Source organism: Pantoea sp. R102 (assembly GCF_004916815.1).
Taxonomy (GTDB): Bacteria; Pseudomonadota; Gammaproteobacteria; order Enterobacterales; family Enterobacteriaceae; genus Pantoea; species Pantoea dispersa.
Genome location: NZ_SDFT01000151.1, coordinates 1 through 10,671, shown reverse-complemented (window position 1 = coordinate 10,671; position 10,671 = coordinate 1). Strand labels below are relative to the sequence as shown.

The 10,671-nt window shown below is 58.6% G+C and carries 11 protein-coding genes and 1 pseudogene; 8 read left to right on the top strand and 4 right to left on the bottom strand.

The features are described 5' to 3' along the window. The 5 genes and pseudogenes from ERD80_RS15800 to nth form a co-directional block, all read left to right on the top strand. A pseudogene (locus ERD80_RS15800) lies at positions 1 to 523 on the top strand (electron transport complex subunit RsxC); the annotation flags it as partial. After that, a complete protein-coding gene (gene rsxD / locus ERD80_RS15795) occupies positions 524 to 1,582 on the top strand; it encodes an electron transport complex subunit RsxD (protein WP_136547580.1) in 1,059 nt (352 codons plus the stop codon). Positions 1,583 to 1,584: 2 nt separating this feature from the next. Next, complete coding sequence (rsxG, locus tag ERD80_RS15790) at positions 1,585 to 2,217, top strand: electron transport complex subunit RsxG (protein WP_031279157.1); 633 nt, start codon at positions 1,585 to 1,587, stop codon at positions 2,215 to 2,217. Beyond that, the gene (locus tag ERD80_RS15785) at positions 2,214 to 2,915 is read left to right on the top strand and encodes an electron transport complex subunit E (RefSeq protein ID WP_058757701.1); all 702 of its coding nucleotides are present in this window, start codon (positions 2,214 to 2,216) and stop codon (positions 2,913 to 2,915) included. Before rsxG ends, ERD80_RS15785 begins: the two co-directional genes overlap by 4 nt. Then, positions 2,912 to 3,544, top strand: a complete 633-nt coding sequence (nth, locus tag ERD80_RS15780; RefSeq protein WP_136547577.1) for an endonuclease III — start codon at positions 2,912 to 2,914, stop codon at positions 3,542 to 3,544. Before ERD80_RS15785 ends, nth begins: the two co-directional genes overlap by 4 nt. Before the next feature lie 52 nt (positions 3,545 to 3,596). Here nth and ERD80_RS15775 read toward each other — a convergent pair whose 3' ends face one another. Next, the gene (locus tag ERD80_RS15775) at positions 3,597 to 4,283 is read right to left on the bottom strand and encodes a CTP synthase (RefSeq protein ID WP_136547575.1); all 687 of its coding nucleotides are present in this window, start codon (positions 4,281 to 4,283) and stop codon (positions 3,597 to 3,599) included. A 664-nt stretch (positions 4,284 to 4,947) separates the two neighbouring features. Between ERD80_RS15775 and dtpA the strand changes: the two genes are divergently transcribed. From dtpA to gstA, 3 genes are all read left to right on the top strand, one after another. Further along, complete coding sequence (gene dtpA / locus ERD80_RS15770) at positions 4,948 to 6,453, top strand: dipeptide/tripeptide permease DtpA (RefSeq protein WP_058757699.1); 1,506 nt, start codon at positions 4,948 to 4,950, stop codon at positions 6,451 to 6,453. A gap of 122 nt (positions 6,454 to 6,575) precedes the next feature. Further along, positions 6,576 to 7,484 carry a LysR family transcriptional regulator gene (locus tag ERD80_RS15765; protein ID WP_058776276.1) on the top strand — a complete coding sequence of 303 codons (909 nt, stop codon included), beginning with the start codon at positions 6,576 to 6,578 and terminating at the stop codon, positions 7,482 to 7,484. A gap of 73 nt (positions 7,485 to 7,557) precedes the next feature. Then, positions 7,558 to 8,163, top strand: coding sequence for a glutathione transferase GstA (gene gstA, locus ERD80_RS15760; RefSeq protein ID WP_195910918.1), 606 nt, complete (start codon positions 7,558 to 7,560; stop codon positions 8,161 to 8,163). Positions 8,164 to 8,206: 43 nt separating this feature from the next. Here the strand turns inward: gstA and pdxY are convergent, their stop codons facing one another. From pdxY to ERD80_RS15745, 3 genes are all read right to left on the bottom strand, one after another. Next, positions 8,207 to 9,067 (bottom strand): pyridoxal kinase PdxY, encoded by an 861-nt coding sequence (gene pdxY / locus ERD80_RS15755; RefSeq protein ID WP_136547573.1) that lies wholly within the window; start codon positions 9,065 to 9,067, stop codon positions 8,207 to 8,209. Between the two features lie 53 nt (positions 9,068 to 9,120). Beyond that, positions 9,121 to 10,395: a tyrosine--tRNA ligase gene (gene tyrS, locus ERD80_RS15750; RefSeq protein WP_136547571.1), complete on the bottom strand. Its 1,275-nt coding sequence runs from the start codon at positions 10,393 to 10,395 to the stop codon at positions 9,121 to 9,123. A 139-nt stretch (positions 10,396 to 10,534) separates the two neighbouring features. Beyond that, positions 10,535 to 10,671: pyridoxine 5'-phosphate oxidase C-terminal domain-containing protein (locus tag ERD80_RS15745; protein WP_282183376.1), on the bottom strand; the 137-nt coding region annotated here is incomplete at its 5' end.

Sequence of the window (10,671 nt, the reverse complement as noted above, 5' to 3'; positions counted from 1 at the left end):
TGCCCGGGCGCTGGCGCAGCAGGCTGAGAAGCAGGCTGAAACCGAACCGCTAAGCCGCCAGGCCATTGACCCGCGCAAGGCCGCCGTGGAAGCCGCCATTGCGCGTGCCAAAGCGAAGAAAGCTGCGGCCGCGCAGACGCCGGCCGACGCTGAGCCGGCAGCGGAAACGCCCGCAGCTGAGGTCGATCCGCGCAAAGCCGCAGTCGAAGCTGCTATCGCCCGTGCCAAAGCGAAGAAAGCCGCGGCCGCGCAGACGTCGGCCGACGCTGAGCCAGCAGCGGAAACACCCGCAGCTGAGGTCGATCCGCGCAAAGCGGCGGTTGAAGCGGCGATTGCGCGCGCCAAAGCGAAGAAAGCCGCGGCCGCAGCGCAGCAGACAGCCGACGCGCCCGCCGCATCCCCTGAAGTGGAGGCTGCTGCCTCTCCTGACTCCGCCGACCCACGCAAAGCGGCGATTGCCGCAGCGGTCGCCCGTGCCAAAGCGCGTAAAGCGCAGCAGCAGCCTTCGACGACTGAGGACTAAATGGCTTTTCGTATTGCAAGTTCGCCTTATACCCATAACCGCCGCAGCACCGGCAACATCATGCTGCTGGTGGTACTGGCCGCGCTGCCCGGCATGGCGGCACAGTGGTATTTCTTCGGCATCGGTTTCCTGATTCAGGTGCTGCTGGCAGTCGCTACCGCATGGATCACCGAGGGCGTGATTCTGCGCCTGCGTCACGCGCCGGTAGTGCCGACGCTGGCAGATAACTCTGCCCTGCTGACGGCGCTGCTGCTGGGCATCAGCCTGCCGCCGCTGGCGCCGTGGTGGCTGGTGGTGCTAGGTACCGTATTTGCTGTGGTTATCGCCAAGCAACTGTACGGCGGCCTCGGCCAGAATCCGTTCAATCCGGCCATGGTCGGTTATGTGGTACTGCTGATCTCCTTCCCGGTGCAGATGACCAGCTGGCTGCCGCCGGATGTCCTGCAGGCCATTAAACCTGGCCTGATGGACTCACTCAGTATGATTTTTACCGGCCACACGCTGGCCGGTGACAGCATGCAGCAGCTACAGCTGGGTGTGGATGGCGTGAGCCAGGCCACGCCGCTGGATACCTTTAAAACCGGCCTGCGCGCCGGGCACAGCGCCGAACAACTGCTGGCCCAGCCGATTTATAGCGGCGTACTGGCCGGCCTCGGCTGGCAGTGGGTCAATCTCGGCTATCTGCTCGGCGGCATGCTGCTGCTGGCGAAGAACGCCATTCGCTGGCATATCCCGTTCAGCTTCCTGCTGTCGCTGGCGCTGTGCGCCACGCTCGGCTGGCTGTTCGCGCCGCAGTCGCTGAACTCGCCGCTGGTACATCTGTTCTCCGGGGCGACCATGCTCGGTGCGTTCTTTATTGCCACCGATCCGGTCACCGCTTCTACCACCAACCGTGGCCGGCTGATTTACGGTGCGCTGATTGGCCTGCTGGTGTGGCTGATTCGCAGCTTCGGTGGCTATCCGGATGGCGTCGCCTTTGCGGTGCTGCTCGCCAACATCTGCGTGCCGCTGATTGACTACTACACGCAGCCGCGCGTGTATGGCCATCGCAGGGATTGATGATGATCGAAACCATTCGTAAAAACGCGTTCACGCTGGGCATGTTTGCCGTGATCACCACCGGCGTGACGGCGGTGGTCAACTATGTCACCAAACCGACGGTCGATCACCAGACCGCGCTGCAGCAGAAAAACCTGCTCGACCAGGTGGTGCCTACCGATTTGTACGACAACAATATTCAGCAGGAGTGTCTGCTGGTGACCGATGCCCGCGCGCTCGGCAACGACAAACCGCATCATCTGTATGTGGCGCGCAAAGGGGATCAACCGGTGGCCGCCGCACTTGAGACCACCGCCCCTGACGGCTATTCTGGCGCAATACAGATGCTGGTCGGCGCTGATTTCCATGGCAAAGTGCTGGGCGTACGCGTAATTGAACATCATGAGACGCCGGGTCTGGGTGATAAAATTGAGCTGCGAATTTCCGACTGGATCAACAGTTTTAACGGCAAAGTGGTGCACGGTGCCGACGATAAAGCCTTTGCGGTGAAAAAAGACGGTGGCGAATTTGACCAGTTTACCGGCGCTACCATCACGCCGCGCGCGGTGGTCAACGCCACCAAACGCACGGCGCTGCTGATTGAAACGCTGCCAGCGAAGCTCGCTTCGCTGCCTGAATGTGGAGATGCACCATGAGTGAAGCGAAAAATTTACTGATTGGCGGACTGTGGAAGAATAACTCGGCGCTGGTGCAGCTGCTGGGGCTCTGTCCGCTGCTGGCGGTGACCTCAACCGCTACTAACGCACTGGGCCTCGGACTGGCAACCACGCTGGTACTGACCATCACCAACAGTGCGATTTCCGCTTCGCGCCGCTGGGTGCCGGGTGAGATTCGTATTCCGATCTACGTGATGATCATCGCCTCGGTGGTGAGCTGCGTGCAGATGCTGATCAACGCCTATGCCTATGGCCTGTATCAGTCGCTGGGCATCTTTATCCCGCTGATCGTCACCAACTGCATTGTGGTGGGACGTGCGGAAGCGGTGGCATCGAAAAGCAGCATTCCCCTCTCCGCGCTGGATGGCTTTGCCATCGGTATGGGCGCTACCTGCGCAATGGTGACGCTGGGTTCGATTCGTGAACTGATTGGTAACGGCACGCTGTTCAATGGCGCTGACCAGCTGCTGGGGCCGTGGGCTAAAGCGCTGCGCATTGAAGTGGTGCATTTTGATTCACCGATGCTGCTGGCGATGCTGCCGCCGGGTGCGTTTATCGGCCTCGGTATGCTGCTGGCCGGCAAATACCTGATCGATCAGAAAATGAAGCAGCGCGCCGCACGTCAGCTGGACGCTGCTGCTGCCGCGCCGCAGGGCGAAACCGGGAAGGCTGTGTGAATAAGGATAAACGCCTGCAGATCCTCACGCGACTGCGTGACGCCAATCCCCATCCGACCACCGAACTGAATTTCAGCTCACCGTTTGAGCTGCTGATCGCTGTGCTGTTGTCGGCACAGGCAACCGATGTCAGCGTCAATAAAGCCACCGCCCGACTCTATCCGGTGGCCAATACGCCAGCGGCAATGCTGGCGCTCGGCGTGGAAGGCGTTAAAGAGTACATCAAGACCATTGGCCTGTTTAACAGCAAAGCGGAAAACGTCATCAAAACCTGCCGCATTCTGCAGGAGCAGCACGGCGGTGTGGTGCCGGAAGACCGCGCGGCACTGGAAGCCCTGCCCGGCGTCGGGCGTAAAACCGCCAACGTGGTGCTCAATACCGCCTTTGGCTGGCCCACCATTGCCGTGGATACCCACATTTTCCGCGTCAGCAATCGCACCCGCTTTGCGCCGGGTAAAAACGTTGAGGAAGTAGAGCAGAAGCTGCTCAAGGTGGTGCCGACTGAATTTAAGGTTGACTGCCATCACTGGCTGATTCTGCACGGTCGCTACACCTGCGTGGCGCGTAAACCGCGCTGCGGCTCCTGCCTGATTGAAGATTTGTGTGAATTTGCGGAAAAGACCGACTGACTGCGGGCTAACAACGGCGCGACATCGCGCGCCGTACTCTCAGCAATAATCGTTATCGCGCCGCCTGCAGCCACGCCACCACCAGCGGCGACAGCCGGTTCTGAAGCGCAGCACGTTCAGACTGGAACAGCGTGGCGACAAAGAACGGATGATCGGTCAGCTCTACCCCGCGCACGTCCCCCTCCAGATCCCATGAGGTAATACGCAGATTGCGCGTGGCCAGCGCCTCGCTGAACTCAGCGTTAACGCCAAAGTTGCAGTGATAGCCTTCGTTACTCTGCAGCGCGCCGTAGGCCTGAGCAATACGCGAACCCGGCTCAAACGTCACCTCACCGCGCTGCTCGACCAGCGAACAGGCCAGTGGCGCAATCACCCAGCGCGCGTCAGGGTCGGTCTCGGCATGGCCAGCATCCTCCCAGCCCAGCACGTTGCGCGCATACTCCACTACCGCATACTGAAAGCCGGCGCACGAGCCTAAAAAGGGATTACCGCTTTCGCGCGCCCAGCGAATGACGTCGAACACGCCGGCATCATTCAGGAAGGGACTGCCAGGCACCACCCAGACGGCATCATAGTCGTGCAGACGCGGTAGATCGATTTCCGGCGTCGCGATCCAGTCGGCGGTTACGTTAAGTGAGAGAGAGGTTGCGGCAAGCTGAACAGCGGGAGGAATAGCCTGGTGCGCGACAGCACTGGCACGGTAATCGCCCACGAGAGCGACACGAACGGACTGCTTCATGATGAGTTCCTTGCAGGGAAAAAACGAGGTTACAGCAATTTCTTCAGGCTGTCTAAGGGCTGGCGATCGGCTATCCATCTTTCCCCTGCCTGGCGCAACAGGTCACTGCCGCCGGGGGTGCTGCAGAGCTTATACGATGAAAGCCGCGATTAAGTGGTGAAATTGTCGGCAAACGGGAGAGCGGCAATCGTTTTCTTTTTTTACATTTCTAATTAATTGATAATTTTGTGCGCAGGATCAACAAATTAGCCTGCAGCGAACTGTCAGCCGCTTATTGTGCTCAACAATCAGACAATTGCGCTTACTTCTTCGGCAAAAATCAGGGGAATCATCCAGCTTAATGGGCTGGATAATATTATGTCCTGCCCGGAGCAGGAAAAGCAGTTTATCTCAGGAAAATCCATCAACCGATCTGCAACAAGAACAATTATCCTGCTATAATGTCACGCAGTGATATTTAACACTGATTTACAAGTTATTATCCTGGTTATAACCCTGCCTGTAACAAGTATTTCAGCGTGCAGAAAATGCTTGCCCTGTTGGCCTGATTCAGCCAAATTAGGCGCCGTTTTTCCTTTCTAATAACAATGTTGCGCGGGATTACCCAGCCCGACGCAGACTTAATTCCTGTTGTAAAACAGGCGATGTATAAACTGAGGTATACGTGTCAACTGCAAACAAACACACTGATGAGGCGGTAAGCCTTAACGCCTTCCGTCAGCCGAAAGCGTTCTATTTGATCTTCTCCATCGAACTGTGGGAGCGTTTTGGCTACTACGGTCTGCAAGCCATTATGGCGGTCTATCTGGTGAAACAGCTGGGGATGTCCGAAGCGGACTCCATCACCCTGTTCACCTCGTTCAGCGCACTGGTTTACGGCCTGGTTGCCATTGGCGGCTGGCTGGGCGACAAAGTGCTCGGCACCAAACGCGTGATTATTCTCGGCGTCATTGTGCTGGCGCTGGGCTATGCGATGATTGCCTTCTCCGGTCATGACACCACCATGGTGTATGTCGGCATGGCGACCATCGCCGTGGGTAGCGGGTTGTTCAAGGCTAACCCTTCTTCACTGCTGTCGACCTGCTACGAGAAAGACGATCCGCGCATCGACGGTGCTTTCACCATGTTCTACATGTCGATCAACATCGGTTCGCTGTTCTCGATGATGCTGACTCCGTGGCTGGCGGCCAAATATGGCTGGGGCGCGGCGTTTTCGCTGTCGGTGGTGGGCCTGGTGATCACCCTGCTGAACTTCCTGTTCTGCCAGCGCCTGGTGAAGAATTACGGCTCCAAACCAGACTTTGCGCCGCTGCAGGTCGGTAAGCTGCTGATGACCCTTGTCGGCGTGGTTGCGCTGATCGCACTGGCCACCTGGCTGCTGCATCATCAGAGCATTGCCCGCATGACGCTGGGCGTGATCGCGATCGGTATCGTGCTGGTGTTTGCCAAAGAAGCCTTTGCGCTGCACGGTGCGGCACGCCGCAAAATGATCGTTGCATTCCTGCTGATGGTCGAAGCCATTGTGTTCTTCGTGCTGTACATGCAGATGCCAACCTCGCTGAACTTCTTCGCCATCCGTAACGTCGAGCACGCGATTCTCGGTATCACCTTTGAGCCGGAACAGTTCCAGGCGCTCAATCCGTTCTGGATCATGGTGGCCAGCCCGATTCTGGCGGCAGTCTATAACAAGCTTGGCGATAAGCTGCCGATGCCGCACAAGTTTGCCATTGGCATGGTGCTGTGCTCTGCAGCGTTCCTGGTGCTGCCGTTTGGCGCGAAATTCGCGAACCAGGCGGGTATCGTTTCGGTGAACTGGCTGATTCTGAGCTATGCGCTGCAGAGTATCGGTGAGCTGATGATCTCCGGTCTCGGCCTGGCGATGGTGGCGCAGCTGGTGCCACAGCGTCTGATGGGCTTCATTATGGGCTCCTGGTTCCTCACCACCGCTGGCGCCGCGATGATTGCCGGTAAGGTAGCGAACCTGATGGCGGTGCCGGAAAACGTCACCGATCCACACGCCTCACTGGCCGTGTATAGCCAGGTGTTCCAGCAGATTGGTATCGCCACTGGCGTAATCGCGCTGCTGATGCTGATTACCGCCCCGCTGCTCAACCGCATGACGCAGGATGACGCGCAGGCAGAACTGAAGCGCGCCAGCGCTAACCAGTAATCGTTTCTGAGCCGGGCTAAGCCCGGCTTTTTTTATCCCCCTTCACAACCCCTGCTTTCCGCTGTAGTTTAAGCAACACGCTTTTTATGCTCGCCTTGCACGGCTGAGATCGGGAATGGCTCATGGACAGATTTGACGAGCTGCAGGTGTTTGTTGCGGTGATTCAGCAGGGCAGCCTGGCTGGCGCGGCGCGCGTATTGCAGCGTTCGCCGCCGGTCATTACCCGCACGCTGAATGCGCTGGAAGCACGTTTCGGCACCACCCTGATTGAACGCACCACGCGCCAGCTGGCTCCCACCGAGAGCGGCTGGCAGCTGTTTGAGCAGGCGCAGCGCTTGCTTAACGATTACCAGAGCGCGCTCGACAGCGCCCACCACAGCGGACTGCACGGCCTGCTGCGCATCACCGCCCCGGTGATGTGTGGCCGTCGCCACGTGATGCCGCTGGTCAATGCCTTTCTGCAACAGCATCCGGAAATGCAAATCGAATTGATTCTTAGCGACAGCTATCAGGACCTGATTGAAAACGGGCTGGATATTGCGGTGCGCATTGGCGAGCTGCAGGATTCGTCGATGGTGGCGCGCAACGTCGGCAGCGTACGCTCGATGCTGGTCGCCAGCCCGGACTACCTTCGCCAGGCCGGAATCCCAGCCCATCCGGCTGAGCTCAGCATGCATGCGCTGGTGGCAGGCGTGCGCCATACCCGTGAGTGGCGCTTCGCGCACGACCTGCGTGTGCGCATCACCCCACGCCTGCGCGTCAATGATATCGCCAGCCAGCTGGATGCATTGCGCAGTGGCCAGGGCATTGGCCGTCTGTTGTCTTATCAGGTGATAGATGAACTGCAGGCTGGCACGCTGATCCGCCTGCTGAGCGAGTGGGAGCCGGCACCGCTGCCGGTGCATCTGGTGGCGCAGCGGGTGAAAAACATGGCGCCCAAGGTACGCTGTTTCTGGGATTTCGCGCTCACGGCACTGCCGCCGCGACTGCAGGCGGCCGCTGAATTTCCCGCGCCCGCCCGCAATTCCTGATCGCTGTCACTGGTAAAAATTTCTGGCAGTTTTATGCTGCTGACATCACAACAACTCATCAGGAGAGGCCATGATGAAACTCTATTGTAAGCCCGGTGCCTGTTCGCTCTCGCCGCATATCGTTGCGCGCGAATGCGGGCTGGATTTTACGCAGGTCAATGTCGATCTGCAGAAGAAAGTCACCGAGCGCGGAGAAGATTACTGGCAGATAAACCCCAAAGGACAGGTTCCCGCGCTGCAGTTTGATGACGGCAGCATACTGACGGAAGGCGTGGCGATTGTGCAGTATCTGGCGGATCTCAAGCCGGATCGCAACCTGCTGGCACCGACCGGCAGCCTGACGCGCTATCACACGCTGGAATGGCTGAGCTACATCAGCAGCGAATTGCACAAAACCTTTTCCCCGCTGTTCCGTCCGGATACGCCGGAAGAGTACAAAGCCATAGTGCGTGCACAGCTGGAGCAAAAATTTCAGCGCGTTAACGATGCGCTGCAGGATAAACAGTGGCTGATGGGGTTACGCTTCACCGTCGCCGATGTCTATCTGTTTGTGGTTACGCGCTGGGCAAAAGCCATCAAACTGAATCTCGAAGGTTTCAGCGCGCTGGAGGCATGGTTTGCGCGGGTGGACGCGCGGCCGGCGGTTCAGGCCGCACTGAAGGCTGAAGGTCTGGTCTGACGCCACAGGCCGGCGTGCTGGCCGGCCTGTTGATTAGCAGCGATTATAGCTGTTCTGCCGCAAAGTGCTGCGTGGGTTGCGCAATCGCATCCTGCGCCGCCACCAGTTGCAGTTCATACTCGCCCATCTCGTGGGTTTTCAGCATCACTTCATATACTGCCGCCGTCACATGTTCCAGCGCATCCTGCAGCGATTTGCCGTGCAGCAGGTCAACCAGCAGCAGACCACTGGTCAGATCGCCAACCCCCACCGGCTGACGCACACCAAAATCCACCAGCGGACGGCTGATGTGCCAGCACTGATCGGCGGTGACCAGCAGCATTTCAAAGCGGTCGCTACGGCGTCCGGCGCGCGCCAGGTGTTTCACCAGCACCACGCGCGGCTCCTGCGCAATCAATGCGCGGGCGGCGACCACCGCCTGTTCCACGTTAGCGACCGTCTGGCCACTGAGCATCTCCAGCTCCAGCAGGTTCGGCGCGATAAGATCGCTGGCCGGCATCGCCTGCTTGCAATGAAACTCCGCTACGCCGGGCGCGACGATGCAGCCTTTTTCCGGATGGCCCATCACCGGGTCACAGAAATACCAGGCGTCAGGATTCGCCGCCTTCACCATACGCACGATTTCCAGGATCTGTTCGCCCTGCTCCGCCGAGCCGAGATAGCCGCTCAGCACCGCATCGCAGGTTTTCAGACGATCGATGGCGGCGATCCCGCTGACGATATCGGTCAGATGGGTGGCGGGCATCACGGTGCCGGTCCAGTGACCATACTGGGTGTGATTGGAAAACTGCACGGTGTTTAACGGCCAGACGTTGGCGCCCATGCGTCGCATCGGGAATTCGGCCGCGCTGTTACCGGCGTGGCCATAAACCACGTGAGACTGGATTGCGAGGATATTTTTCATTATTGCCCTGTACTGCTTGCCATAAAAAAGGGCCGGAGACCGGCCCTTGCACCTTACTGCCAGCTAATCAGGCAGTAGTGTTTTTTGCCGCGACGCAGCAGCGTGTAACGACCAAACAGTTTGTCGCTGTCGCTAAAACGATACTCGGCATCAGATTGTTTCTCACCGTTGACAGACACCGCGTTGGAGCCAATCATGGTGCGCGCCTGGCCGCGTGACGGCACCAGTTCCGCCGCCACCAGCGCCTGTTGCAGATCGTCGTCCGCCTTCAGGCTAATGGTCGGCATACCATCCTGCGCCAGCTGCTCAAAGTCCGCTTCGGTCATATCGCTCAGGCTGCCGAAGAACAGGCTGTCGGTGATGCGCTTCGCCGCGCTCAGACCGCTTTCGCCGTGCACCAGACGCGTCACCTGCTCTGCCAGCACATACTGCGCGCGCGGCGCTTTGCCACTGGTTTTGTCTTCTTCTTCCAGCGCATTGATCTCTTCAATGCTCATGAAGGTGAAGAACTTCAGGAAGCGATAGACGTCCGCGTCGGCGGTGTTGATCCAGAACTGGTAGAACTTGTACGGACTGGTTTTCTTCGCATCCAGCCATACCGCGCCACCTTCGGTTTTACCAAATTTGGTGCCGTCCGATTTGGTGATCAGTGGCACAGTCAGTCCCCACGCCTGCTGCTGATGCAGACGACGCGTCAGATCGATGCCGGAGGTGATGTTCCCCCACTGGTCGGAGCCGCCAATCTGCAGCACCACGTCGTAGCGCTTGTTCAGTTCGGCAAAGTCGTAACCCTGCAGCAGGTTGTAGGAAAACTCGGTGTAGGAGATGCCCTGATCTTCACGGTTCAGGCGCATCTTCACCGCTTCACGGTTGATCATCTGGTTGACCGAGAAGTGCTTACCGATATCGCGCAGGAAGGTCAGCACGTTCATGCCGCCAAACCAGTCATAGTTGTTGGCCGCGATGGCGCTGTTGTCGCCGCAGTCAAAATCGAGGAAAGGCGCAACCTGTTTGCGGATCTTCTCTACCCACTCGTTGACGGTTTCCGTGGTGTTGAGTTTACGTTCGGCCGCTTTAAAGCTGGGATCGCCAATCAGGCCGGTGGCACCGCCGACCAGGGCCACCGGCTTGTGGCCGGCATCCTGGAAACGTTTCAGGCACAGCAGCGGCACCAGATGGCCCAAGTGCAAGCTATCAGCGGTGGGATCAAAGCCGCAATAGAGTGCAATTGGCCCTTGCGCCAGCCGCTCTGCTAACGCTTCCTCGTCCGTTACCTGGGCTACTAAGCCTCTCTCTTGCAATTGTTGTATCAGGTTACTGCTGGTCATCACTGACTCCAAATTGATCAGACTGCACCTATGCTGGTACACAGCTGTCCGCTGACGTGCGGATACGAAAAAAATGAGGGCTATAGCATAAAGCGCTGACGAGCCGTGCGCCAGCGCTGAAAGGGGATAAAACGCAGTTTTACGGTGCTAAACGGTCGATTGTCCAGCCGCTGCCATCACGCTGATAAAGGAAGCGGTCATGCAGGCGATGTTCGCCGCCCTGCCAGAACTCCATGGTGTGGAATCTGACGCGGAATCCGCCCCAGAAACTCGGCA

Bases quoted from the DNA above. Each gene is read 5' to 3' on its own strand.
- tyrS (WP_136547571.1), bottom strand. From the start codon at position 10,395: ATGACCAGCAGTAACCTGATACAACAATTGCAAGAGAGAGGCTTAGTA.
- ERD80_RS15775 (WP_136547575.1), bottom strand. From the start codon at position 4,283: ATGAAGCAGTCCGTTCGTGTCGCTCTCGTGGGCGATTACCGTGCCAGT.
- rsxD (WP_136547580.1), top strand. From the start codon at position 524: ATGGCTTTTCGTATTGCAAGTTCGCCTTATACCCATAACCGCCGCAGC.
- gstA (WP_195910918.1), top strand. From the start codon at position 7,558: ATGAAACTCTATTGTAAGCCCGGTGCCTGTTCGCTCTCGCCGCATATC.
- pdxY (WP_136547573.1), bottom strand. From the start codon at position 9,067: ATGAAAAATATCCTCGCAATCCAGTCTCACGTGGTTTATGGCCACGCC.
- ERD80_RS15785 (WP_058757701.1), top strand. From the start codon at position 2,214: ATGAGTGAAGCGAAAAATTTACTGATTGGCGGACTGTGGAAGAATAAC.
- ERD80_RS15765 (WP_058776276.1), top strand. From the start codon at position 6,576: ATGGACAGATTTGACGAGCTGCAGGTGTTTGTTGCGGTGATTCAGCAG.
- rsxG (WP_031279157.1), top strand. From the start codon at position 1,585: ATGATCGAAACCATTCGTAAAAACGCGTTCACGCTGGGCATGTTTGCC.